This window comes from Granulicella sp. 5B5, assembly GCF_014083945.1.
Lineage (GTDB): Bacteria > Acidobacteriota > Terriglobia > Terriglobales > Acidobacteriaceae > Granulicella.
This window is the reverse complement of the sequence record NZ_CP046444.1, coordinates 2,722,405-2,745,976: the sequence shown is the minus strand read 5'-3', so window position 1 is coordinate 2,745,976 and position 23,572 is coordinate 2,722,405. Positions and strand designations below refer to the sequence as shown.

The 23,572-nt window shown below is 61.8% G+C and carries 21 protein-coding genes; 13 read left to right on the top strand and 8 right to left on the bottom strand.

All coding sequences use genetic code 11. The annotated features are described in order from the left end of the window. Positions 1-211: 211 nt before the first annotated feature. The 7 genes from GOB94_RS11665 to GOB94_RS11630 all read left to right on the top strand — a co-directional run bounded on the left by GOB94_RS11665 (position 212) and on the right by GOB94_RS11630 (position 6,778). The gene (locus GOB94_RS11665) at positions 212-679 is read left to right on the top strand and encodes a vitamin K epoxide reductase family protein (RefSeq protein WP_182276079.1); all 468 of its coding nucleotides are present in this window, start codon (positions 212-214) and stop codon (positions 677-679) included. A gap of 3 nt (positions 680-682) precedes the next feature. Continuing rightward, positions 683-1,123 (top strand): hypothetical protein, encoded by a 441-nt coding sequence (locus GOB94_RS11660; protein ID WP_182276078.1) that lies wholly within the window; start codon positions 683-685, stop codon positions 1,121-1,123. A 16-nt stretch (positions 1,124-1,139) separates the two neighbouring features. Continuing rightward, positions 1,140-2,300 (top strand): alpha/beta hydrolase, encoded by a 1,161-nt coding sequence (locus GOB94_RS11655; protein ID WP_182276077.1) that lies wholly within the window; start codon positions 1,140-1,142, stop codon positions 2,298-2,300. Positions 2,301-2,388: 88 nt separating this feature from the next. Beyond that, positions 2,389-3,405 carry a threonine/serine dehydratase gene (locus tag GOB94_RS11650; RefSeq protein ID WP_182276076.1) on the top strand — a complete coding sequence of 339 codons (1,017 nt, stop codon included), beginning with the start codon at positions 2,389-2,391 and terminating at the stop codon, positions 3,403-3,405. Positions 3,406-3,415: 10 nt separating this feature from the next. Continuing rightward, positions 3,416-4,480 (top strand): outer membrane protein assembly factor BamD, encoded by a 1,065-nt coding sequence (bamD, locus tag GOB94_RS11645; protein ID WP_182276075.1) that lies wholly within the window; start codon positions 3,416-3,418, stop codon positions 4,478-4,480. A gap of 633 nt (positions 4,481-5,113) precedes the next feature. Next, a complete protein-coding gene (locus GOB94_RS11635; protein WP_182276073.1) occupies positions 5,114-5,863 on the top strand; it encodes an SDR family oxidoreductase in 750 nt (249 codons plus the stop codon). Between the two features lie 132 nt (positions 5,864-5,995). Beyond that, positions 5,996-6,778: an alpha/beta hydrolase gene (locus GOB94_RS11630; RefSeq protein ID WP_182276072.1), complete on the top strand. Its 783-nt coding sequence runs from the start codon at positions 5,996-5,998 to the stop codon at positions 6,776-6,778. 145 nt (positions 6,779-6,923) lie between these two features. Here GOB94_RS11630 and GOB94_RS11625 read toward each other — a convergent pair whose 3' ends face one another. Next, positions 6,924-7,901 carry an amidohydrolase family protein gene (locus tag GOB94_RS11625; RefSeq protein WP_182276071.1) on the bottom strand — a complete coding sequence of 326 codons (978 nt, stop codon included), beginning with the start codon at positions 7,899-7,901 and terminating at the stop codon, positions 6,924-6,926. A gap of 386 nt (positions 7,902-8,287) precedes the next feature. On the opposite strand from GOB94_RS11625, the gene GOB94_RS11620 reads away from it, so the two are divergent. Next, the gene (locus GOB94_RS11620; RefSeq protein ID WP_182276070.1) at positions 8,288-9,199 is read left to right on the top strand and encodes an undecaprenyl-diphosphate phosphatase; all 912 of its coding nucleotides are present in this window, start codon (positions 8,288-8,290) and stop codon (positions 9,197-9,199) included. Here GOB94_RS11620 and GOB94_RS11615 read toward each other — a convergent pair. After that, positions 9,196-9,555, bottom strand: a complete 360-nt coding sequence (locus GOB94_RS11615) for a DoxX family membrane protein (protein ID WP_182276069.1) — start codon at positions 9,553-9,555, stop codon at positions 9,196-9,198. The two genes, GOB94_RS11620 and GOB94_RS11615, sit on opposite strands and share 4 nt — an antisense overlap. Before the next feature lie 425 nt (positions 9,556-9,980). Here GOB94_RS11615 and GOB94_RS11610 point away from each other — a divergent pair, with 425 nt between their 5' ends. Then, positions 9,981-12,608, top strand: coding sequence for a DNA translocase FtsK (locus GOB94_RS11610; RefSeq protein ID WP_182276068.1), 2,628 nt, complete (start codon positions 9,981-9,983; stop codon positions 12,606-12,608). Here GOB94_RS11610 and GOB94_RS11605 read toward each other — a convergent pair. Next, positions 12,605-13,330, bottom strand: a complete 726-nt coding sequence (locus GOB94_RS11605; protein WP_182276067.1) for a hypothetical protein — start codon at positions 13,328-13,330, stop codon at positions 12,605-12,607. The two genes, GOB94_RS11610 and GOB94_RS11605, sit on opposite strands and share 4 nt — an antisense overlap. An 89-nt stretch (positions 13,331-13,419) precedes the next feature. On the opposite strand from GOB94_RS11605, the gene GOB94_RS11600 reads away from it, so the two are divergent. Next, positions 13,420-14,463 carry a YpdA family putative bacillithiol disulfide reductase gene (locus tag GOB94_RS11600; RefSeq protein WP_182276066.1) on the top strand — a complete coding sequence of 348 codons (1,044 nt, stop codon included), beginning with the start codon at positions 13,420-13,422 and terminating at the stop codon, positions 14,461-14,463. 144 nt (positions 14,464-14,607) lie between these two features. Here the strand turns inward: GOB94_RS11600 and GOB94_RS11595 are convergent, their stop codons facing one another. Both GOB94_RS11595 and GOB94_RS11590 read right to left on the bottom strand, forming a co-directional pair. Next, a complete protein-coding gene (locus GOB94_RS11595; protein WP_182276065.1) occupies positions 14,608-15,450 on the bottom strand; it encodes an ABC transporter permease in 843 nt (280 codons plus the stop codon). A gap of 15 nt (positions 15,451-15,465) precedes the next feature. Beyond that, positions 15,466-16,416, bottom strand: a complete 951-nt coding sequence (locus GOB94_RS11590; RefSeq protein WP_255483881.1) for an ATP-binding cassette domain-containing protein — start codon at positions 16,414-16,416, stop codon at positions 15,466-15,468. A 98-nt stretch (positions 16,417-16,514) separates the two neighbouring features. Here GOB94_RS11590 and GOB94_RS11585 point away from each other — a divergent pair, with 98 nt between their 5' ends. The 3 genes from GOB94_RS11585 to GOB94_RS11575 all read left to right on the top strand — a co-directional run bounded on the left by GOB94_RS11585 (position 16,515) and on the right by GOB94_RS11575 (position 20,639). After that, positions 16,515-18,065 carry a fumarate hydratase gene (locus tag GOB94_RS11585; RefSeq protein ID WP_182276063.1) on the top strand — a complete coding sequence of 517 codons (1,551 nt, stop codon included), beginning with the start codon at positions 16,515-16,517 and terminating at the stop codon, positions 18,063-18,065. Between the two features lie 150 nt (positions 18,066-18,215). After that, complete coding sequence (locus GOB94_RS17005) at positions 18,216-19,760, top strand: OmpA family protein (RefSeq protein ID WP_182276062.1); 1,545 nt, start codon at positions 18,216-18,218, stop codon at positions 19,758-19,760. A 102-nt stretch (positions 19,761-19,862) separates the two neighbouring features. Continuing rightward, positions 19,863-20,639 carry an SDR family NAD(P)-dependent oxidoreductase gene (locus tag GOB94_RS11575; RefSeq protein WP_255483880.1) on the top strand — a complete coding sequence of 259 codons (777 nt, stop codon included), beginning with the start codon at positions 19,863-19,865 and terminating at the stop codon, positions 20,637-20,639. Here the strand turns inward: GOB94_RS11575 and GOB94_RS11570 are convergent. The 3 genes from GOB94_RS11570 to GOB94_RS11560 form a co-directional block, all read right to left on the bottom strand. Beyond that, complete coding sequence (locus GOB94_RS11570) at positions 20,636-20,959, bottom strand: hypothetical protein (protein ID WP_182278696.1); 324 nt, start codon at positions 20,957-20,959, stop codon at positions 20,636-20,638. The genes GOB94_RS11575 and GOB94_RS11570 overlap by 4 nt on opposite strands. A 92-nt stretch (positions 20,960-21,051) precedes the next feature. Continuing rightward, positions 21,052-21,801, bottom strand: a complete 750-nt coding sequence (locus tag GOB94_RS11565) for a hypothetical protein (RefSeq protein WP_182276061.1) — start codon at positions 21,799-21,801, stop codon at positions 21,052-21,054. Positions 21,802-22,272: 471 nt separating this feature from the next. Continuing rightward, positions 22,273-23,517: a DUF481 domain-containing protein gene (locus GOB94_RS11560; RefSeq protein WP_182276060.1), complete on the bottom strand. Its 1,245-nt coding sequence runs from the start codon at positions 23,515-23,517 to the stop codon at positions 22,273-22,275. Between the last annotated feature and the right edge of the window lie 55 nt (positions 23,518-23,572).

Sequence of the window (23,572 nt, the reverse complement as noted above, 5' to 3'; positions counted from 1 at the left end):
CGCGTGAGACAACCCGCGCCAGTACTTCTTTAGCTTACAACCGCTTAAAAATGTTGCTGCGTTGAGCCGCAGTAAACCTCCATGCAGCATCCACAGGCGGAGGCCTTCGGGCCTCCGCTCTGTTTGCATCCAACGCAAAGAAGGCCTAGCGCCTTTCGTCTGCATCACTCTGGCCGCCCGCGCGGCTTTGAGACCCTACAATAGGAGTTGTATGCGTTATCTCATCGCACTACTCGCCATCGCCGGCCTTATCGACTCAGCCCTAGCCCTGCGCATCCACTATCAGGACCCCTCGCAGGCGCCACCCTGTGCGGTGACCGAGAAGTTCGACTGCGGCGCGGTGAACCATTCGCGCTTCGCCGTCTTTCCGCCGACCAGCTTCGATGAGGCCCCGGGCAGCAAGAAGGTTCACATCCCGGTGGCGATCTTCGGCATCATCGGCTATGGCGTGATCGCGCTGACAGCGCTCACTAAGCTGCCGTGGCTGACTCTGCAGCTCGCGGAGATCGGCTTCGCCTTCGCCGCCTTCCTAACCTATATGGAGGCGTACATCCTGGAGAAGTGGTGCATCTACTGCGTCTGGTCGATGGGCATCATCACAGCGATCCTGCTGTGCAATATCGTGTGGGTCATCATCCACCGCAACCGCAGGACTGTGACGTTTCTCGGCACGAAATAACCTATGTCCAACACCACCAATAAATGGGCAAAGCTGCTCGGCGGCGCGATGAAGTTTATCCCCGAGGCTGGCTGGATCGGCATCGTGGTTGAGCTGCTGACGCAGTTGGCCGCTTCGATGGGCGTTACCAGCGGCGAGAGCAAAGAGGCGCTCGCGCACCTCGAAGCGCTGCACGGCGAGCTCGCCAAGGTGAGCACGGCGCACACCAACCTGCGCAGCCAGCTGATGGAGCAGACCGAGCTGCTGACCACCAACATCTCCCGCGTGGATGCGGTCGCTGCCGAGGTGCAGTCCACGCGGATGTCGATGAACACGATCGAGGAGCGCATCACGCGGCTCGAAGGCCAATCGCAGCGGCTGACGTACCTGCTGGGCGGCACACTGCTGCTGGGCTTGGCCGCGGTTGTTCTCCTTGCTATCGTGCTGATGCGGCTGCACCGCTAGACTGGTTCCAACACACATGGGACCCAACGTTAGCCCTCGCCGTCCGCGCCGCCTGCATCTTGTTCTTATCGCCTTCGTCCTCGTCGCAGCGTTTTGCTGGCCGACGGTGCGGCGTCATCTGCAGGCCGTTGCGGTGCTGGACCAGGTCGCGACCAAGCCTGTCCCCGGCCTGCTGCTGCACTTTACACACCCCGTTACCGTGACGGATGTGACGCTGCCGCTTGCGGACGGCCCGATCCGTGCGCGGCTGTATGCGCCGGCGGATGAGCCGGATGCGCCTCCGCTCGTCGTGCTGCACGGCGTGCACCACCTGGGCATGGACGAGCCGCGGATGATCGCCTTCGCGCGCGCGATGGCCTCCACCGGCCTGCGCGTGCTGACGCCGGAGCTGCCGCACATCGACGACTACCACGTCGATGCCAGCACGATCACCACCATCGGCGACACGGCCGCATGGTTCGCCAACAACACCAACCAGCCGGTCGGCATCCTCGGCCTCAGCTTTTCGGGCGGGCTGTCGCTGATGGCCGCAGCCGAACCGACGTATGCGCCGCACATCAAGTTCGTCGCTGCCGTCGGCTCGCAGGACTCGATGGAACGCGTTGCCGCGTTCTACCGCACCGGCAACGACCCGCGCCCCGACGGCACCATCGAGCACCTGACGCCGCATGAGTATGGCCCACTGGTTATCGAGTACCAGCACCTGCAGGACTTTATGCCCGTGAACTACACGCCGCAGCAGGTCGAGGCCGAACGGCTGGTGCTGCGCGATCATCTGTACGAAGAGCCCGCGCTGGAGCACGCCGCGATGGCCAAGCTCCCACCTGACGAGGCGAAGCTCGCACGCGAGCTGATGGACATCAACTCGCCGGAGACGAAGGCCCTGCTGGCGGCCAGCGAGTTGAAGCACCTGGACTACGCCACGACCGTGAGCCCGCACGGCTGCCTGCACTACCTGAAGGTGCCGGTGTATCTGCTGCACGGCGAGGGCGACAACATCATCCCCGCCGCAGAAAGCCTGTGGCTGGCGAAGGACATCCCGCACGGCGACCTGAAGGCGATGCTGATCTCGCCGGTGATCTCGCACCTAGACATGGACGGCAAAGGCCCCACGATGATGGACAACCTGCGGCTCACGCACTTCTTCGCAGAGCTGCTGGAGGCGTCGCAGTCCTAGCCCCGATTTCCCATACATTGTCATCTCGACCGGAGCGGAGCGCAGTGGAGAGACCTGCGGTTCTGCGCGGCACTACAATCAAGTTGAGATGATCACCCTCGCCGAAATCCGCGCAGCCCATACCCGCATCGCGCCCGCCGCGGTCCGCACGCCTCTTATCCAGCTCGACCCCGAGCGCCTGCGCGCTGCCGGCATCACGCCGCCCAGCGCTGCCATCTACCTGAAGGACGAGTCCGCGCAGCCCATCGGCAGCTTCAAGCTGCGTGGTGCGTACAACAAGATCGCGCAACTCTCGCCCGAGCAGCTTCAGCGCGGCGTCATCACCTACAGCTCTGGCAACCACGCGCAGGGCGTGGCCTATTCGGCCAAGGCGCTCGGCTCGAAGGCTGTCATCGTGATGCCCTCGAACTCGCCGCAGGTCAAGCGCGAGGCCACCGCCGCGCTCGGCGCCGAGATCGTCCTCGTCGGCAACGCCAGCAGCGACCGCAAGCTGAAGGCCGAAGAGCTCGAAGCCGCGCACGGCTATACGATGGTGCCGCCCTACGACGACCCCGCCATCATCGCAGGGCAAGCCACGTGCGGCGTCGAGATCCTCGAACAGCTTCCCGATGTTGACCTCGTGCTCTCGCCCGTCTCCGGCGGCGGCCTGCTCTCGGGTGTTTCCACCGGCATCAAGCTTCTCGCGGAGTCGCTGCACGAGGCCGCGCCGAAGGTCTACGGCTGCGAGCCTGCGCTGGCGGCCGACGCGAAGCAGTCCTTCGAGACGAAGACCCTGACCGAGTGGCCCGCCGCCGACACCAGCCGCACGCTCTGCGACGGCCTGCGTACGCAATCGCTCGGCACGCTGAACTTCGAGCACATCCTTAAATTTACAGATGGGATTGTGACGGTGACAGAAGCCGAAATCCGCCGCGCCACGCGCCTCATCCTCGACGCAACGAACATCGTTGCCGAGCCCTCGGGCGCGATCACACTCGCCGCCGCGCTCTTTCATGCGGACGAGCTACCGCCCGCAAAGAAGATCGTCGCCATCGTCTCGGGCGGCAACATCGACCCCAACCTTCGCGCCGAACTCGAATCCGAACCGCTCGCTACAACCGTCTAAGCTGGTAGCCATGCCAACTGCTCCTCCACCCCGGGTGCCCCATCTTCGCGACGGCTCCATCGTTGCTAAGGTGGGAGGATCACTTCTCCTGCTCGCGTTCACCACCGCATCCTTCGCGCAGCACCGCAAGGGCGACCGCAACGCCTCCGGCTACGACAACGCAAACCGCGCCACGCTGCTGCACACGGCGAACGTCTATGTGATGGCCGACAGCTCGACGCCGCCCATCACAACCGTCGCGCCTGGGCATGAGGTTGTGGTTCAACAGAAGAACGGCGACTGGGTCGACGTCTTCGCCAACACCGACGCCAAGGACGACGCCGACCCCGACTCCAAGCCCGAGTTCGAAGACCCCAAGGACAGTCCCGACCCCAGCTCCGGCTGGATTCGCAACAAGGGCATCGTCGGCCCAAGCACACCGCATGGCGACCTGATCCTCTTCGGCGCAGCGGCCGAGTACGAGTCGCAGGCCGCACACCCTAATCCGCCCACGGGCGCCGCAGCCGCTGCGCACCGCCTCTATCAGCGCGTGGTCGACTACTTCCCCGACTCGCCGCTTGCACCCGAAGCTCTCTTTCGCGCCGCCGACATCCGCTGGCAGCTCGACAAGCTCGACATCTCCACGCTGCCCAGCGCGCATGAGCAGGATGCCTACCTGCGCCCGCAGCTCTACGACGGCGAGCTGCGCAAGGTGATGAAGCTGTACCCCAACAGCGACTTCGCCGCGCGCGCTGCGTTCGACCTGATCGACGCGAAGCTCTGCGGCGACTGGCAGGGGCTGCCGCATTGCCCGGACATGGAGTCGAACGTCTACCTGAAGTACGCCAGCCAGTACCCCGGCGGGCCAAAGACCGCGGAGGCGCTGTACGACGCTGCGTATCGGCAGGGCGTGCTCGTCACTATGTACAAGGTCGACGACGACCAGCACCACTCCGACGCCGCTGCGAAGAACTGCCAGGCCATCGCCGACCAGTTGCTGCACGACTATCCCAAGTCCGACTACGCCACCCGCGCCGAGGCCATCGCCTTCAAGGTCGCGCAGGGGATACCGATCTACGGCAGCGACAGGGACTGACAAAAGTTACGGCTGATCCATCCCAACCAAACCTGTCATTCTGAGCGAAGCGTCGCCCCAGCGACGCGCAGCCGTGACATGGTTTCTATGCATGCATTCCGCCTGCCCAGCGTGTTCACGCAGCCGTGTTCCTGGGAGACTTCGCTCCTAACACGCGCTTCCTATTCCTAACTCCCCAGGCGCAAAGCGGGAGCAGTGATTGTCCCAGTGCCCTTCCGAATGGCGTGATGGAATACTCCACCTTTGGCGGAAGCTCCTTGTAGTCCTTCCGGACGAGCAGGCCACTCTCCTGCATCTGCCGCAAATCCTGTATCAGCATCTTCTCGCTGACGCCCGGAAGTAGCCGTCGAAGTTCGCCGAACCGCCGAGTTCCGTGGCACACATGGTAAAGGATAAGCATCTTCCACTTTCCTCCGATCACTGCCAGCGCCACATCCAATCCGCAATCAGACATCTACAGGCTCCCAAAAGAAACTTGATACTTACCTAAAAGTAGGTACTAGTCCATTGTAAATCTCTGGACTAGGCTTAATGAAAGGAAATTACGGAATCTCCCGCTGGGACCACAAAGCGAGCATAGGGTTCGCAAGCGGAGGCCGAACAAACGATTTATGTCACACGAAAGGTCGGAACATGGGAAAGCTAACAGGGAAAGTCGCAGTCGTTACGGGCGGCAATAGTGGCCTTGGTCTGGCGACGGCAAAGCTGTTCGTCTCCGAGGGCGCATACGTCTACATCACGGGGCGGCGGCAGGAAGAGTTGGATAAGGCCGTTAAGGAAATCGGTGGCAATGTAACGGGAGTGCAAGGCGACGTATCCAAGCTCGCTGATCTGGACCGTCTCTACGCTGCTGTGAAGGCCGGCCACGGACGTATTGACGTACTCGTCGCAAACGCGGGCCTGGGAACACTGGAACCCCTGGGACACATCACAGAAGAGGCCTACTACCTGACCTTTGATGTCAATGTGAAGGGGACGATTTTCACCGTTCAGAAGGCGCTTCCGCTGATGCAGGCTGGTGGCTCGATTATCGTAACCGGCTCGACGGCCGGCGTGACGGGAACACCGGCTTTCAGCACTTACAGTGCCAGTAAAGCGGCGATCCGCAACCTTGCCCGCAGTTGGGCATTGGATCTCAAGGGTACGGGTATTCGGGTGAATGTTCTGTCGCCCGGCGCTACCGATACGCCCGCCCTTCGACATCTGGGAGAGTTAGCGGGTGGTAAGGATGCCTTGTACGCCAGCTTCGTCAGCCAGACGCCTCTTGGACGCGTGAGTGATCCCGAAGATGTCGCCGCTGTGACGCTTTTCCTGGCCTCCAACGACAGCCGCTCCATGACTGGAAGCGAGGTCTTTGCAGACGGTGGATCGGCTCAGGTGTAAGCGTTTGACGATTGCTTGATAGATAGAGCGCCGCCTCGCTCTGGCGTCGTCGATCCACTTCGGCCAGCACAACCGCGACATGCCAGGTCAATCGCCAGAGCGAGGCCCAACCTACTTATTTTGGAGAGAAAAATGTTTCGATTTACTGCGTCTGATGGTGTCTCGCTCGCCTATGAACAATGGGGTCAGGAAAACGGAGGGACGCCTGTGTTGCTTTGCCACGGGTATGGCATCAACACCCAAATCAATTGGGTTATTCCTGGCGTGGTCAAAGCTCTGGTTGCAGCAGGCCGACACGTCGTTGCTCTTGACGCGCGTGGTCACGGTGAATCCGATAAGCCGCACGACTCTCGATTCTATGGCGAGGAACGAATGGCGCTCGATGTGTCCGAGTTGATGGATACTTTGAGTGTCTCTCAGGTGGATCTTGTCGGATACTCGATGGGCTCCATCGTCGCCCTGATCGTCGCCAGCCGAGAGCCACGCGTGCGCCGCCTGATCGTCGGGGGTATTGGTGAAAGTGCGGTCATCCTGGGGGGCATCGACAGCCGGATGTTGCCGTTTGAAGCCATTGTCGAAGCGATGCTTGCCGAAGACTCCTCTACGATTCAACATCCTGCGGTGCAAGCCATCAGAGCCTTCGTCGATATGTGCGGGGCGGACCGTCTGGCACTGGCGGCGCAGGCAAGAATGTTCCACGCCACGCCCATTACGCTTAAATCCATTACAGCCCCAACTCTGGTCATAGTCGGGGACCAAGATCCCTTGGCGCAGCGTCCTGAAGTTCTGGTGGACGCGATTGTGAATGCTCGGCTGGCGATTAAAAACGGAGACCATACCAGGGTCGCTAACGATCCAACGTTCACACCAACTCTGGTGGGGTTCCTCTCCCAAGAGCTAGAACCCACGCCATAATTTGATTAGTCCTCGTAAGTCAGCATCTGCTTTCTTATCGCCAGCGATTCTAATTCTCACTTGGCGATATCAGGGCGAGTCACTCATTGAGCTTCAGTGGCAAGCCAGGATTGATCCCTATAAACGGCTTCTCGTGATCTTCCACTTACAACCCCAGCACCTTCGCCGCGTTCTCCCCGCGCAGCGCATCCAAGTCGCTCTCGCTCATCCCCAGCGATGCCAGAAAATCCTTGCCGCGCGTGTTCGGGCTGAACGGGTAGTCCACCGAGTACATCATCCGCTCCAGCCCTATCACCTCGCGGCAGCACTCGAATGGTGGACGCGTGAAGTAGCCGCTCGTCGTCAGGAAGACCTGATCCAGCAGCGTCTGCGTCACGCTGCGCTGCAGGTGCGTGGCCGCTGCCGACAGGCCGCCATTCGATCGCGCCAAAGCGTAGGGCAGCATCTCGCCCATGTGCCCTACGATCACCTTCAGCTTCGGCAGCCGGTCGAAGACGCCTGCCAGCACCAGCCGCAGCAGGTGGATCGCCGTCTCCGAGTGCCAGCCCCAGCCGGCGATTGAGAGCATGAAGCCGGTCTCGCCCGGCAGACCGGAGTAGTACGCATCCCACACGGCCTTCGGCGGCGGCGCGGGATGGATGTACACCGGCACGCCCAGCGACTCGGCCGCCTCCAGCACCGGGAGGAACCGCGGCGCGTCCATAAAGAGCACCTCGCCGCCTTCGGTCGTCACCGTGCCGTTGACCATCAGGCCCTTCGCGCCGAGCTGCGTCACGCAGCGCTCCAGCTCCTTCGCGGCTGTCTCCGGAGCCTTCAGCGCCACCGTCGCAAACGCGGCGAACCGCTCCGGATGCGCCTTCACCGACGCCGCGGCCTCGTCGTTCACCTCGCGCAGCACCGCGGCCTGCTCGGTGGCGGCCAGCGACTCGATCCCCGTCGTCGCCAGGCTCAGCACCTGCAGATCCACGCCGCCCTCATCCATCGCCGCGATGCGGCCTGCGCCGAGGTCCAGCAGCTTGTCCCGCATCACCCGCAGGCCAGTCGGCGTGCCCTCGCCATAGGCACCGGTGGCCTTCAAAAATCCTTCAGTGACAAAGTGCTCTTCCAGCGTGATCGTCTTCATTCAGCTTTGGATGCTGCTGACCCGCGAACGCCTCACAAGCTCCGGTGAAAATACTGTCAAGCCCTCCGCGTGGTGGCAGCCCTGTAACCCATTCAATCCAGACAACTAAGCCCTGCCAATTCTTTACAACTTCCCGGGCCAGGCTGGCTACAATAGAAGTAGAGGGCGAAGAAGCTTCTTTCACTATCCTCTATCCCCTATCCTCTATCCCCTTTGTTATCCAGATCATACCAGTAACCCTATACAGAATCAGTCGCTTACCCCCGGGATCACCCCGTAAGTGACTGATTCCGCTAGATCCCTCCGCTACATAGGGAGGGGGGAGGGATATCCCCTCCCCGGCGATTCACATCCTTCGCCCTCGCTTCGCTTTAGAATCGAACTCTATGTCACTGCTCAAGGTTCTCGTGCTGGCGATCGTGCAAGGTCTCGCCGAACTGCTTCCTGTCTCAAGCTCCGCGCACGTGGTCGTGGCTGAAAAGCTCCTCGGACTCGACCCGACCTCGCCGGAGATGACGCTCGTGCTGGTCATGCTCCATACCGGAACGATGTTCGCCGTGATCGTCTACTTCTGGACGCAGTGGAAGCGCGCCTACTTCTCCGCCGAGGACGCCTTCAAGCGCTTCCTGGTGCGCGCCATCTGGGCGACGCTGCTCACCGGCGTCATCGGCTACCCGCTGCAGAAGCTGGTCGCGCACCTCGCCTTCCCGAACGCACCGAAGGCGCAGATCGAAGACCTCTTCGGGCGGCTGGACATCGTCGCCGCTGCGCTGTTCGCTGTCGGCATCCTCATCCTCTGGGCCGGGCTGGCCGGGCGCGATGCCGAAGCCGCCGCCACCAACGCCTACGAGCGCTCCATCTCACGCTCGGGAGAGAACGTGACCTTCGCCCAGGCAGGGTGGATGGGCGCGGTGCAGGCCATCTGCCTGCCCTTCCGCGGCTTCTCGCGCTCGGGTGCGACGATCTCCACGGGCCTGCTTGCAGGCGCCAACCGCGAGCGCGCCGAGCGGTTCTCCTTCGCGCTGGCCGTGATCCTTACGCCGCCGGTGATCGCGCGCGAGGTGCTGCGCCTGCTACACGCCAAGCATGACGCCGCAGCCACAGGCGCGGTGATTGATCTGCATGCCAGCATGGTCGCAGCGCTGTTTGGGATGTTCTTCAGCTTCCTCGCCGGTCTTGCCGCGCTGCGCTGGCTGAGCAGTTGGCTGGAGCATGGCAAATGGCATCTCTTCGGCATCTACTGCCTGCTGGCAAGCGCCGTCGTTGCGTATCTGCACTTCGGGCCGATGCACCTCTAGTCCTCGATTTGCGTGTAGCGATATGCCCACCAGATCAGCGGTACCTGTAGCGGCAGGCGGAACCACAGCAACCAGCCCGGTATCTGTGGGAACAGCTCCGGATGGATTGCCATGTAGATGTTCGCCGGGAACACAGCGACGAGCATGCACGCGAGTCCCCACGCTGCCGCTCGGCGCCTTCCCGGAAGGATGACGCCAAGTCCTCCCGCAATCTCCGCGAGCCCGCTCAACAGGACAATCGTATGGGGATCAGGCAGGAACGGCGGAATTATCCGTTGATAGGTCTGTGAGAAGAGGAAGTGGGACGTGCCTGAGATGAGGAAGAGCAGGCCCATCGACAATCGCCCAGCGCGCATCGCTCGGAACCCCAGGCACACTCTACACGAAGCGACTACGCGGCGACGGGGTCCGCTGGCTGAGAGCGATTCTCCTTCGCCAGCGACAAACGAGAGAAATCGCGAAAACCCCGCGCCCCCGCTTCGCCGCAACTGCCCGAGGCGCTGCTGCGTCTCGTCTTTTGCAGTAGATGCCTACAGAAACCGTGGAGTTTACCAGCTCGTTTTCACGGGCTGGAAGTTGCGATCCAAGGCCATAGTCACCACTCTGGTTCCCCCGCCTGACGCCACGTTTTCCGCCGCGGCAACGTGGAACAATGAAACTGCTCTGGTTGTTCCCGGTTGGTTAGAACTTCGCACTGAACGTCCTCGCACAGCCTCTCTTTTGGCTGCAGCTATCGCCTGCGACGAACTGTTAGAAACTGCAACCGCGCGCACATCCAACTATGAAGCCGAATCGTCTTTCCATCGCACCGACCCGCAACCGCAGACTGAACGAGATGCTGGGTCTCGTCGTCATCGTCGTTGCCGGCCTTCTGCTCCTCTCGCTGCTCACCTACACGCCGAGCGACCCGTCACTGGACTCCGTCAGCAGTGTTGCCGGGCCGCATGCGGTCCACAACTGGGCTGGCGCGTTTGGCGCGTACCTCTCTGATCTGCTGCTGCAGTCCCTCGGTATTGCGGTCGCGTTTATACCGGTGGTGCTGCTGAGTATCGGCATCTCGTGGCTGCGCTCGCGGCCTGTTGGGTCGGGGATGTCGCGGCTCAGCGGCCTGCTGCTGTGGCTCGTCTTTGCGCCTGCAACGATCGCTCTGCTGCCCTTCAGCCTGCACTACAAGCATGCTGTGCCGATCGCTGGCCTGGAAGGCCGGCTGCTGTGCGATGCACTCGTAAAGAACCTGAATCTGCCCGGCACGACCATCCTCTGCGGCCTGATGGTGCTGTTGTCGCTGTACCTTGCGACGAGCTTCACACTGACGAATGCGCGGGAGTGGTTTGCGTCACACTTCGGTTTCCTCAGCATCCTGAGCAACGGCATCGCCACACGCCGCCAACGTCATCAGGAGGCCAACGTCGACGGTGCGTTCGCCAGCTATCAGCCGAGCGCCGCTCCTGCTCCGGAAGAGCCTGCTCAAGCTACTGCGAATGGCTCGATCCTGAGCAGCTTCTTCCACTGGTTCGGCCGCCGCAAGCGCGAGGTGGAAGAGCTGATGGAAGATGAGACCCCGACCGCGACCGAACCGCCTTCCATGTGGGAGACGATGCCGCGCACGCATGTAGATGCTGCCGATGCTGCTGGCATCAACGTTGCGGCAGCAGCGGTTGCTCCCTACAGCGCGGAGCTTGCAGCCGCGGCTGCGCCCATCCGCACAAGTGGTGAACTGCCCTTTGTGGCGCAGCAGCAGCAGGACGACTGGTTGAACGCGCCGGAGCGTCATACGCCTGCGCCGATCCTGCCGAAGCCACAGCTTGTACCGAAGCCAGTGCCTGCTCAGTCGATGCCGGCGATGCCTTCGCCAACTGCTAACATCCGCGATCAGAACATCGCGTTCGGCGAGCGCGCCGATGCGAACCAGCTTGCCGTGACGATTCTGCCGAAGTCGATCCGTGGTTACAAGCTGCCGCCGAGTTCGTTGCTGTATCACAGCGAGGAGCATGCGCAGGTGCGTGAGGATGAGCTGCGCGCCGAGGCACGCGTGCTGGTGGAGAAGTGCGCCGAGTTCGGCGTGGACGGCAATGTCGAGCAGATCAACCCTGGCCCGGTTGTCACCACCTTCGAATTCCGTCCCGATGCTGGCGTGAAGTACGCGCGTGTAACTGGACTCGCAGATGATCTGTGCCTTGCGATGGCGGCTGAGTCGATATTGATCGAGCGCATGCCCGGTAAGTCGACCGTCGGCATCCAGGTGCCGAACCGTGAGCGCGAAACGATCTGGCTGCGTGATGTAGTGGAATGCGAGAGCTTTGCGCAGAGTAAGTCGCGACTGGCGATTGCGCTGGGCAAGGACATCAGCGGACGCATCGTTACGGGCGATCTGGCTTCGATGCCGCATGTGCTGATTGCCGGTTCGACAGGTTCAGGTAAGTCTGTTGCGATCAACGCCATGATTATGAGCGTGCTGTACAAGAGCACGCCGGAGCAGGTGCGCATGATCCTCGTTGACCCCAAGCGCGTGGAGCTGGGGATGTACGAAGGCATACCGCATCTGTTCACGCCGATCATCACCGAGGCGAAGCTCGCGGCGAATGCGCTGCGCAACGCGGTACGCGAGATGGAGCGGCGCCTGAAGCTGCTGGCCGCGAACCACGTGCGCAATATCGACCAGTTCAACAAACTGTTCGATCACGGCAGTGAGTATCTGTTCGAGGACGTAAACCAGGAGCCGCTGCCGTACATCATGATCGTGATCGACGAGTTGGCTGATTTGATGATGCTCGACCGCGCGAATGTGGAAGAGGCGATCACGCGGCTGGCACAGATGGCTCGCGCTGTCGGCATCCACCTGGTGCTCGCGACACAACGGCCATCGGTCGATGTGATCACTGGACTCATCAAAGCGAATGTGCCGACGCGCATGAGCTTCCGCCTGGCAACGAAGGTGGACTCACGCACGATCATCGACAGCAATGGTGCGGAGAGCCTGTTGGGGCGCGGCGACATGCTGTTCCTGCCGCCGGGGACCTCGCGGCTGCAGCGTGTACATGCTCCGTTTGTGACGGAGAAGGAGATCGCAGCGGTGACGGAGTTCTGGCGTGCGCAAGGGCAGGCCGAGTACGTTGAGGGCTTCCTGGAAGGGCCGAAGGACGAGAAGGGCAGCGGCGAAGGCGGCAGCGCGAATGATGGCGACGACAACGATCCGATGTTCGACGATGCGGTGCGGCTGGTCTTCGAGTTCGGCAAGGCTTCAACGTCGCTGCTGCAGCGCCGGTTGCGCATAGGCTATGGCCGCGCGGCGCACCTGATCGACCTGATGGAGAGGGACGGACTGGTTGGCCCTGCGGATGGATCGAAGCCGCGCGAGATTCTGAAGGCGCCGACGTACTACTCCGAGGTGGATGCCGCGTTGCGCTAGTGGGCCTGTGCCGGCGTCTGACGCCGCAGCCAGCGCAGCACTTCGGCGCGGACGGTCTCGTAGGTCGGTTCGCCTTTGGGATAGCGTGTGATGGTGCCGTGGCCCTTTGGGGTGTAGTAGTTCAGTGCGAAGTCGTGGATGGGCCGGGTCAGCTTCGGTGTCTTGCCGATCCGGATGTCCTCCGGCGTGAGTGCTGCCTGCGCTGCCTGTGCGGATTCAAGGGAGATGTACTCTTCTGCGCGGCCGCTGGGGGCGAAGCGCTCGAAGTTGTAGCGCGTGAGCGAACGGCCTTCGGGCTCGTCGTACTCGCGGACGATCCAGTGCTCGCCATGGACGTCGAAGGAGTCGATGACATCGCTCTCGTGCATGGTGATGCCCGGTTCGCCGCGCTGGCGGGCGCCGCGCAGGATGGCGCGCTCGCGGTCGAACTCCTCCCAGCGGCCTAACGCGGCCTCGATGATGACGAGGTTCTTGTGGGCGATCCATAACTCAGGCTGCACGGCGGTGATGGCGCGGTACTGGAGCTCCGCGGCTTCGTACTCGTGCAGGCCGAGTTCGGCGTCGGCGAGGCCTAGTTCGCCGGGGATGCTGCCTTGGTGCGAATGGAGGTAACCCTGATAGATCGTTTTGGCGTGAGCGAAGTCGCCCTTGGCGAGCGCCTGCTTGCCCTCCGGCGGGCCGCCCTGCGGGACGTTCTGCGCCGATACCGATAGGGGCAGCATCCATAATCCTGTGCAGATGGCCGTGGCTGCGAGTGCTCGTAGTTGCATCACGTTTCCCATCGTATCGCGCGCCTCCATACAATAGACGTATGAGAGATGCGGTGGAGTTCGACGTTCTGGTGATTGGGGCAGGCCCGACGGGCTTGGCCTGTGCGATTGCAGCCCAGAATCTGGGGCTGAAGGTGGTGGTGGTCGACAAGGGCTGCCTGACGAACTCGCTGTTTCACTATCCGGCGAACATGACGTTCTTTACGACGCCGGAGCTGCTGGAGATCGGCGATATTCCCTTCCCTTCGCCGAACCAGAAGCCGACGCGCATGGAGGCGCTGGAGTACTACCGCAAGGTGGCGCAGCACTACCGGCTGGATGTGCGGCAGTACGAGAATGTGGACCGCGTGACGGGCGAAGACGGACGCTTCGAGGTGCACACGACGGACAGCTTCGAGCGCAAGAAGGTGCATGTTACGCGGAAGATTATCGTCTCGACGGGTTACTACGATCTGCCTAACTATATGGGCATACCGGGTGAGGACCTGACGAAGGTGAAGCACTACTACGACGAGCCGCACCCATACTATGCGCAGGATGTGCTGGTGATCGGCGGGAAGAACTCGGCTGCGATTGCGGCGCTGGAGCTGTGGCGGCATGGAGCGCGGGTGACGCTGGTGCATCGCGGGGCGGAGTTGCACCGGCACATCAAGTACTGGATCAAGCCGGACATCGAGAACCGGATCAAGAATGGGGAGATCGCTGCGCACTTCTCAACGACAGTGAGCGAGATTGTCGAGGACAGCGTGACGCTGCTGACGCCGGGCGGACCGAAGGTGATCCCGAACCAGTTTGTGTTTGCGCTGACTGGGTATCATCCGGACTTTGAGTTCATTGAGGCGCTGGGTGTGAAGCTGGATGCGAACAATGCGCGCTGTCCGGTGTGCAATCCTGAGTCGCTGGAGTCGAATGTTCCGGGGCTTTATCTGGCGGGGGTTGTGGTTGCGGGTGAGCGGACGAATGAGATCTTCATCGAGAATGGGAGGTTCCATGGCGCGGTGATCGCGGCAGACCTTGCGGTGAAGCTGATGAAGGCTGAGGTGGAGAGGCCGGTTGCGCCGGAGCATACGGTAGCTGCAGAGTAGAGGCCATTCCCTCCGGGGCTAAAGCCACGAATGGTTCGCAGGCTTCTTTCGTACGGGCTAAAGCCCGTACCCTTCAAGGCGAGACGTCCTGGCCTTCAAAGCAAGACGTGCTGGCCTTCAAAGCGAGATGCGAGGCCGGTTCTATTAGCTGAGGACGCGGCGGGCGAAACCCTTCATGCCGACCCAGGTGAGCAGCAACAGGAAGAAGACCAACATCGTGAGGATGAGCCAGTCAGGCATATGGGCCGACGGCGTTAGCGATGAGCGCAGGCCTTCGCTCATGTAGACGATGGGGTTGACGAGCACGCCGTACTGCAGCCAGGGGATCTGGTTGAGCAGCGCCCAGGGGTAGTAGACGCAGCCAAGAAACGTGATGGGCACCACGACGACGCCGAAGATGAGGCCGATCTGTTTGGGCTGAACCGAGGTGCCGATGGTGAGGCCGAGGGCTCCTGCTACGAGGCTGGCGAGGATGATGACCACGATAAGGAAGAGCCAACTACCGACCTGCACCTTCACCGGTGTGGACGGGATATAGTACGCGAGCGGGAAGACGAGAGCAGCGGCGATGACGCTTTGGATGGCGGAGAAGACGATCTTCTCCGCGGCGACGGCGGCGATGGGCAACGGACACATGACGCGGTCGTCGATCTCCCGGGTGATGCCGAACTCCTGCGCGAGCGGGAGAGCCACAGCCGCGATACCGGAGAACATGATGGCGACGGCCATGAGGCCGGGGAGGAGCACTGTGCCGAAGCCGCCGGTGCTCGCGGCGATGCTGGCCATGGGGCTTGCACCGCCGCCGCTCATGTGCGGCATGACATAGGTGAAGACAAAGAGGAAGAGCAGCGGGTTCATTGCGACGCGGACGAGGAAGGGCATGAGCTCACGGGTGAGGACGCGGAAGTCGCGCAGCATGAGGCCTGCGAAGGCTCGGGTGTAGACGGTCATGCGGGTGTCGTTGGAAGTGGCAATAGTTTCGGTCATCGAGGGTCTCGTGGGTTACTCGCGCAGGTCGCGGCCGGTGAGGCGGATGAAGACGGTTTCGAGGCTGGGCTCGGTGGTGGTGACGTCGCGGAGACCGAAGCTGCTTGCCGTCGTGACGACTGCTGCGAGGACGCCATCCTGTGTGTTGGCGAGGATGCGGAGGCCGCCGTCAGTGGGTTCGATAGTGTTTACGCCTGAGAGCTCGCGGAGGCGCGACTGCAACTGCATGGTGTTCTGCGGCTCGTTGAGGCGGAGCTCGAAGATCTTGTCGCCACCGATGGAGGCTTTGAGGGCCGCTGGTGTGTCTTCAACGAGGATCTTGCCGTGGTCGATGATGGCGAGGCGGTCGCAGAGTTCGTCGGCCTCCTCCATATAGTGCGTGGTGAGGACGACGGTAATGCCTTCGCTGCGGAGCGCTTGCACGGCCTCCCACATGGCGAGGCGGCTTTGGGGGTCGAGGCCGGCGCTGGGCTCGTCGAGAAAGAGGACGCGCGGGTGGTGCGCGATGGCGCGGGCGATCTGCAGGCGCTGTGCGAGGCCTCCGCTGAGGGCTTGTGGGTATGCCTGGGCACGGTCGCTGAGGCGGAACTGCTCAAGCAGCTGCGCGGTGCGGGCCTTGGCCTGGATGCTTGTCATCCCGAAGTAGAGGCAGTGGAAGTGGATGTTTTCAGCGACGGTGCAGGAGCGGTCGAGTGTGTTGTACTGCGGGACGACGCCGATAAAGCGGCGCGCGAGCGCGGGGTGCGCGACGACATCGACACCTGCGATGTGGACGGAGCCCGCGGTGGGGATGGCGCGCGTCGTGGCGATGGAGATGGTGGTGGTTTTGCCGGCGCCGTTGGGGCCAAGCAGGCCGTAGATGAGGCCGTCGGGGACACGGAGGTCGATGCCGTCGACGGCGGTGACGGGGTTCTTTCCGGCGTAAACCTTGCGGAGTCCTGCTATTTCGACGATGTGTTCGCTCAAAGTGAGTTTGCTCCCGGCGAGTTCGATTATAGGTGTTGGCACGATGCAGGACGGAGGGCAGGCGAGTTCTGGAAGTATCATGAAGAGTGGGGACGACTATGACCAATATTCGCCAGGATGACCTCGTCGAGAGCGTGCGCGCGGCGCTGCAGTACATCAGCTTCTACCACCCGGTGGACTACATTGAGAACCTTGCGAGGGCGTATGAGCTGGAGCAGTCGCCTGCGGCGAAGGACGCGATGAAACAGATCCTGGTGAACTCGCGGATGTGCGCGGAGGGACACCGGCCGATCTGCCAGGACACGGGAATCGTGACGATCTTTATCAAACTGGGCATGGAGTGCCGGCTGGTAGCTGCTGACGGCGGCGCGGCAACGATGTCATTGCAGGAGATGTGCGACGAGGGTGTGCGGCAGGCTTGGCTGGACCCGGACAACAAGCTGCGCGGGAGCATCCTTGCCGACCCGGCGTTTGCGCGGAAGAACACGAAGGACAATACGCCGTGCGTGGTTGAGGTGTCGGTGGTGAAGGGCGACACGGTGGATGTGACCGTGGCGGCGAAGGGCGGCGGCAGCGAGGCGAAGAGCAAGTTTGTGATGCTGAACCCTTCGGACTCGGTGGTGGACTGGGTGGTGAAGACGGTGCCGACGATGGGCGCGGGGTGGTGTCCTCCCGGGATGCTGGGGATCGGTATTGGCGGCACGGCGGAGAAGGCGATGCTGCTGGCCAAGCAGAGCCTGATGGACGACATCAACATGCAGGAGCTGAAGGCACGGGGCGCGGAGACGAACATCGAGAAGATGCGCGTGGAGATTTATGACAAGGTGAATGCGCTGGGCATCGGAGCGCAAGGACTGGGCGGATTGACGACAGTGCTGGATGTGAAGATCTATGACTGGCCGACGCATGCGGCGAACCTGCCGGTGGCGATGATTCCGAACTGTGCTGCGACTCGGCATGCGCACTTTGTGATGGATGGCAGCGGGGCGGTGTATCTCGATCCGCCGTCGCTGGAGAGCTGGCCGAAGCTGACGTATGAGCCGCATGGGGCCAAGCGGGTGGACCTGGACTCGCTGACGCATGAAGAGGTGAGCACATGGAAGCCGGGCGATGTGCTGCTGCTGAATGGCAAACTGCTCACTGGACGCGATGCGGCGCACAAGCGCATGACGGACATGCTGTCGAAGGGAGAGAAGCTTCCTGTCGACTTTACGAACCGGCTGATCTACTACGTTGGGCCGGTGGAAGCGGTTCGCGATGAGGCGGTTGGGCCCGCGGGGCCGACGACAGCGACGCGCATGGACAAGTTCACTCGACAGATGCTGGAGCAGACAGGACTGCTGGGCATGGTGGGTAAAGCTGAGCGCGGCGAGATTGCCATCGAGGCGATCCGCGATAACAAGGCAGTGTACCTGATTGCGATTGGCGGCGCCGCGTACCTGGTGTCGAAGGCGATCAAGCACTCGCGGCTGGTGGCGTTTGAGGACCTTGGCATGGAGGCGATCTACGAGTTCGATGTCGTGGATATGCCTGTTACGGTTGCCGTCGATACGCATGGAACGAGCGTGCATGTGACCGGGCCAGCGGAGTGGAAGCAGCGCATCGCGAGCAGCATGAGCGTTGCAGGAGTGCCGATTTTAGGCCAGTAAACACTCAGAAATATCGCTTTGAGTTGCCCGAAAAGAACCTTTATCTTCGTACGGCCTCTCCTTGCAAGGAACGCATCCGAAGTGGGTGTAACGCCGATGTTATGGCGAACGCCGCGGAGTGTGTGCGAACCATCCGCAAGGAGATTGACAATGTTTGGAACGTGGAAGCAATTTGGCGCTGCCGCTTCAGTAGTGGCGCTTACAGGTGTGTTTGCAGCAGGAGCGTTTGCGCAGGAACCCAATCCAACCACTGTGGCACCGGGCGCAACCAAAGGCGAAGTTGTCGCACAGGGCCCGAATGGGATCTACATCTACCACGTGAAGGTGGTAGAGCGTGAGCTGGATGCAGTGAACTACTTTCATCGCGGCGGTTCGACACATGTGAACTTCGAAGGTACAAACCTGTTGCCGAACGCGAAAGGTGAAGCGAGGGTTGAGAGTGAGCGCGGTGGGATTCACATCCACGCGGAGTTCAAAGGACTGACGCCGGCAAACGGCTTTGGGCCGGAGTATCTGACGTATGTGCTGTGGGCGATCTCGGCCGACGGGCGGCCGCAGAATCTGGGCGAAATCCTTCCGGATGGGACGAAGAACAACATCGATGTAACGACGTCGTTCCAGTCGTTCGGCATGATTGTGACGGCGGAGCCTTACTTTGCTGTCTCGCAGCCTAGCGATGTGATTGTGCTGCAGAACGTGTTTTCCGACAAGACGCAGGGCGTACTGGAGCAGGTGAATGTGCACTACCATCTGCTGCCGCGCGGGCTGTATGCGAACACAGAAGGCTCAAAGAGCGTGATGAACCCGGTCACGCGCAATGAGCACTCGCCGCTGGAGTTGTATGAGGCGCACAATGCGGCGCGGATTGCGGCGGCGGCAGGAGCGGACAAGTATGCGGCGGACATCATGCGAGAGGTTGCGACCGATCTGCAGAACGCCGACGCCATGGATGGCAATAAACATCGCAACGAGAAGATGGAGATCACGTATGCGCGGCAGGCTGTGCAGCGTTCCGAGGATGCTCGTCTGACGGCCCTGCGCAGGGAGGATGAGGAGCGCCAGAAGGAAGCTCAGGAGGCCAAGAACCAGGCGCAGGTCGACGCGGCGAACTCACAGGCGCAGGCTGCCGCGGCGGCGGAAGCCCAGGCCCAGGCTGAGGCGGCCAAGGCCCGTGCCGATGCTGACGCTGCGAACGCTCGTGCACAGGCTGCCGAGGCGCAGAAGCAGGCCCAGAACAGCCAGCAGGATGCGGAGGCAACGCGTGAGAAACTGCGCGCACAGTTGAACTCCGTACTGGCAACGACGGAGAACGCTCGCGGGTTGATTGTGAACCTGAGCGATGTGCTGTTCGACACGGGCAAGTACACGCTGAAGCCGGCGACGCAGGTGAGTCTTGCGAAGGTGGCGACGATCCTGCAACTCTATCCTGGCCTGAAGGTGCAGGTGGAGGGTTATACCGACTCGGTTGGCGGCGATGAGTATAACCAGAAGCTCAGCGAGAACCGCGCGAATGCCGTGTCGGACTTTCTCACACAGAACGGTGTGCCAGCGGCGAACGTAACGTCTCATGGCTACGGCAAGGCCGATCCTGTGGCGGACAATAGTACCGCTGCAGGACGCCAGCAGAACCGGCGCGTGAACCTGGTGGTTTCGGGTGCGGAGATCGGCGTGCAGACGACGAATCCGCAGCAGTAAGAGTGCTTCACTTTCACCGAAAGAGGCCGCGGAGATATCTCCGCGGCCTCTTTGTCATGCAAGGCGGTCTTTATGGAATGATGGAGGCGAGGAGATCATTCTGTGGCGATTTCGATGAAGGACAAGGTTGTGTTCGTGACCGGCGGCGGCGCGGGCATTGGTGCGGCGACGGCCCTGGAGTTTGCGAAGCTGGGCGCGAAGGTGATGGTGTGCGCTCGGCGCGAGGCTACGCTGCAGGAGATCGTACCGAAGCTGCGTGAGGCCGGGGCCAGCGATGTGCATGCCTTTGTGCTGGACGTTCGCGACCCGGAGGCCGTGGCCAATGCGTTTGCGGGGCTGCCGGAGAGCTGGCAGGCCGTGGATGTGCTGGTGAACAACGCGGGGTTGAGCCGCGGGTTGACGAAGATGTATGAAGACGACATCCAGAACTGGGAAGAGATGATCGACACGAACGTGAAGGGGCTGCTGTATGTGACACGCGCGGTCGTTCCCGGCATGGTGAAGCGGAACAATGGTCACGTGATCAACCTGGGGTCGACGGCGGGGCACATGACGTATCCCGGTGGCGGCGTGTACTGCGCGTCCAAGGCGGCGGAAAAGGCAATCACGGAAGGACTGCGTATCGACGTGAACGGGACGGCGGTGCGTGTGGCGTCGATTGACCCGGGAATGGTGGAGACGGACTTCAGCCTGGTGCGGTTCCGCGGCGATGCGGAGAAGGCAGCGAAGGTGTATGCCAATGCCAGTCCGCTGACGCCGGAGGACGTTGCCGAGACGATTGCGTGGGTGGCGACTCGAGAGCCGAACGTGATGATCCAGACGGTGGTGATGACAGCGGTGTCGCAGGCGAATGCGTTTGTGCTGGCTAGAAAAAGCTAGAGCTTGAGCGAGTAACCAAGCTCCTGCAGCAGGCGTTCGATTTCGCCGAGAGCGATCTCGAGCGCGTTGCGGCGGTGCGGGCTGGAGGTGCGCTCGGAGAGGATGCGCTCGCGCTGGAGCTCAAGCTCCTGGATGCGGCGCTTGCGATCGCCGTCGGCACGGATGGCAGCGTGGTCCTGATCCGCGCGGAAGACCTTGGAGGCAGCCGATGAGACGGTTCCCTGCTCGGCTTCCTTTGCGGACTGCTCCGCGGACTGTTGTGCGTCCTGCTGTGCGGACTGTTGCTCTTCGACATTCTTCGAATCCCAGCCGTTTGCCATGGTTTTATCTTACGCCCAGCGAAGGTACGGGGTGAAGCGGCAAGGCAAAGGGCCTGACGCGAGCGTCAGGCCCTTTGCAGCGTACGTTGCGATTACTGCTTGCCGAAGCGATAGACGACGCCGATGTTGAAGCCGGCGTTGTTCTGCAGCGAGCGCGAACCGATGTTGTCCTTCAACAGGCTGCTGGAGCCGCCCTGGATGGTCTGGTGGAACATGGTGCCGACGTAGGCGGGGGCGAAGCGTACCGCGACGTTGGGATAGATGTTGTAGTCGAGGTTCACGCCCAGGATAAAGGAGGGCGCGAAGCCGTCGGCCCAGAGACCTGTCTGCGAGGAGTTGAAGCCCTTGGAGCCGCCGGAGAAGATGCCCCAGGAGGTGCCGCCGGTGGCCTGCGCGGAGACGGCCAGCTTCTCCCTGCGGTAGAAGCGATAGCCCGCGCCGCCGGTGAAGAAGTACTCATTGATCTGCGGGTTGGTGACGCCGGTGTTGTTGCTGGTACCGGTGAGAGCGTGGCCGTTGCCAAAGGAGCCGCGCGCGTCCGCGATGATGGAGAGCTTCGGGTTGAGGAAGTAGTTGGTCGAAGTGGCCCAGGAGACCTCGTTGTTGCTGCGGGTGTTTTGACCGCTGTGCCAGCGGAGGTAGCCACCGCCGCCGGTGACCTCCCAGCGCTGCGAGTAGGTCTCGTCGATGGTGCGCTGGATGCGGGCCTGGCGGGTGGCGTTGGTCTCGTGGCGTGCGTGCGCTTCCTGACGGCGACGAGCCTGTTCCTTGGTGGCAGTCTGCGCCTGGGCGGTGGTGGTGGCGGTGGCGAGAAGACCCGCTGCGAGACCCATCAAAACCACGCGTGCTGCTGTCCTACGTACATCACACATTCGAATCGGAACTCCCTGGGAGGTGCTTGCAAGTGCTTAGACTCGCATCTCTTCATTAGAACACTAGTGACGATGAATCTTTTGCTGCGGTGAGGGTGATACCCCTCCCCCCTCCCTATGTAGCGGAGGGATCTAGCGGAATCAGCGACTTACGGGGTGATACCCGAGGTATGTGGCTGATTCTTTATATGGTTACGGGTATGATCTGGGAAACAAAGGGGATAGGGATGGAGGATAGAGAAGGCTGGGTGGTTTTGGCTTTCAGTTGCCAGTTTGCCAGTTACCCAGTGTGCCAGTTTTGTCCCCTATTTCCAGTATAGAGGGTAGGGAGGGAGAAAGTGTTTTTCTTTCTCTGAGCTAAAGAGTTGAGATTGTTGGCGTTTGCGAGGGTGAAGGGCTTTATGTGGTTGACAGGGGCCCGAAGGCCCCTGTCCCTGAGCGCTAGTGGAGGGTATAGGTAACGCCGGTGATGAACTGGTAGGAGTTCTTCTTGTAGCCGGGTTCAGGGTCGTTGAGGTAGTTATCCGTGGTGCTGACGGTGGCGGCGAGGCGCTTGTAGACCGGCAGGTTCAGGCTTGCCGTAGCGTTGGCCGAGTAGGCGCTGGAGTTGTTGAAGGCCGGAAGAATGTTCGCCGTTTCGATGAAGACCATCTTGCGGGGGAGCTGGCGGCTGTAGTTTTCGAAGATCGTCGAACCGATGAGATTTACGCTGGGGGGTGTGACACTCGATCCTGCTGGGGTGATGAAGGCCTGCTTTTCGTAGTGAATATCAGCCTTGAGGTCGAGCTCCTGCTTGGAGGACTTAATGGCAGTCCAACCGATGCCACCGCCATAGACCTGCTGGAAGCTGAGACCCTGCGCGTAGTTGTGATCGAAGCTGAGGTCACCAAGGGCGTAGAGCCTCGGCGAGAGGTACTGGTCGCGCTCGGCGTCAGCATGGAAGATGCTGGAGAGGGTGGTGATGGTGGGGTTGGGCACGCCGGGGATGGCCGGAATGTCGGTTGGCGTGGTGTTCTTGCCGTACGTCTCTACGACATTGGCGGTGGTACGGTTGCGAGGCAGCAGCCAGGGCACGGCGGGAATAGCACGAATGAGGTTCAGCGCAGCGGTGAAGGTGCTGGCGCTGGTGGTGGAGCGCACGAGCGTGGCTCCGCCGGTGGCGGTGCCGTTCCAGGCGTGGAAGAAGCCGACCTTGTGCGAGATCTGGTTGTCGAACTCAGCTTTGGAGACGAGGTAGTCGACGTCCTTGGTGGGGACGGAGGCGGGAGTGGAAGACGAAGAGGAGTTCTTCGCGGGGGTGTCGGGATGGATGATGACGTTGCCGCCGGCGATCTCGGCTGTGCCTTCAGGGGCTGGATGACGATTGTCTACGGGGACGCCCTTCTTGAGCAGGGCGAACTGCGAGGGCTTGTCGCCTGAGCGGAGCTCCTTGATCTTGTCGAAGGAGATGGTGAGGGTGCCGGCCATGTCGCTGTCGAAGATGATGTTGCCGCCAGCGGCGGACTGAAGGTGTCCGGTGAGCTGGTCGCCGTTGGAGAAGACGAGGACGTCCGGCGTGGGCTTGGCGTCTGCCGGCTTGGCTGGCTGCTGAGCAGGGAGCGCGAGGCCCAGGAACGAGGCCAGAGCGGCACAGGCAGAGAGAGCGGCGGTGAGCGGAGAGATGTGGCGCACGGCAATATCCTTCATGAGTACACGATGAATGACTACTCGACTAGGTTACAGGGGCATCGGTTAGCTGTGG

Excerpts from the sequence above, each read along its gene's own strand:
- bamD (WP_182276075.1), top strand. The coding sequence starts at position 3,416 with ATGCCAACTGCTCCTCCACCCCGGGTGCCCCATCTTCGCGACGGCTCC.
- GOB94_RS11620 (WP_182276070.1), top strand. The coding sequence starts at position 8,288 with ATGTCACTGCTCAAGGTTCTCGTGCTGGCGATCGTGCAAGGTCTCGCC.
- GOB94_RS11630 (WP_182276072.1), top strand. The coding sequence starts at position 5,996 with ATGTTTCGATTTACTGCGTCTGATGGTGTCTCGCTCGCCTATGAACAA.
- GOB94_RS11615 (WP_182276069.1), bottom strand. The coding sequence starts at position 9,555 with ATGCGCGCTGGGCGATTGTCGATGGGCCTGCTCTTCCTCATCTCAGGC.
- GOB94_RS11665 (WP_182276079.1), top strand. The coding sequence starts at position 212 with ATGCGTTATCTCATCGCACTACTCGCCATCGCCGGCCTTATCGACTCA.
- GOB94_RS11625 (WP_182276071.1), bottom strand. The coding sequence starts at position 7,901 with ATGAAGACGATCACGCTGGAAGAGCACTTTGTCACTGAAGGATTTTTG.
- GOB94_RS11570 (WP_182278696.1), bottom strand. The coding sequence starts at position 20,959 with ATGGCAAACGGCTGGGATTCGAAGAATGTCGAAGAGCAACAGTCCGCA.
- GOB94_RS11595 (WP_182276065.1), bottom strand. The coding sequence starts at position 15,450 with ATGACCGAAACTATTGCCACTTCCAACGACACCCGCATGACCGTCTAC.
- GOB94_RS11650 (WP_182276076.1), top strand. The coding sequence starts at position 2,389 with ATGATCACCCTCGCCGAAATCCGCGCAGCCCATACCCGCATCGCGCCC.
- GOB94_RS11660 (WP_182276078.1), top strand. The coding sequence starts at position 683 with ATGTCCAACACCACCAATAAATGGGCAAAGCTGCTCGGCGGCGCGATG.
- GOB94_RS11560 (WP_182276060.1), bottom strand. The coding sequence starts at position 23,517 with ATGAAGGATATTGCCGTGCGCCACATCTCTCCGCTCACCGCCGCTCTC.
- GOB94_RS11610 (WP_182276068.1), top strand. The coding sequence starts at position 9,981 with ATGAAGCCGAATCGTCTTTCCATCGCACCGACCCGCAACCGCAGACTG.
- GOB94_RS11605 (WP_182276067.1), bottom strand. The coding sequence starts at position 13,330 with ATGCTGCCCCTATCGGTATCGGCGCAGAACGTCCCGCAGGGCGGCCCG.
- GOB94_RS17005 (WP_182276062.1), top strand. The coding sequence starts at position 18,216 with ATGTTTGGAACGTGGAAGCAATTTGGCGCTGCCGCTTCAGTAGTGGCG.
- GOB94_RS11585 (WP_182276063.1), top strand. The coding sequence starts at position 16,515 with ATGACCAATATTCGCCAGGATGACCTCGTCGAGAGCGTGCGCGCGGCG.
- GOB94_RS11635 (WP_182276073.1), top strand. The coding sequence starts at position 5,114 with ATGGGAAAGCTAACAGGGAAAGTCGCAGTCGTTACGGGCGGCAATAGT.
- GOB94_RS11600 (WP_182276066.1), top strand. The coding sequence starts at position 13,420 with ATGAGAGATGCGGTGGAGTTCGACGTTCTGGTGATTGGGGCAGGCCCG.
- GOB94_RS11655 (WP_182276077.1), top strand. The coding sequence starts at position 1,140 with ATGGGACCCAACGTTAGCCCTCGCCGTCCGCGCCGCCTGCATCTTGTT.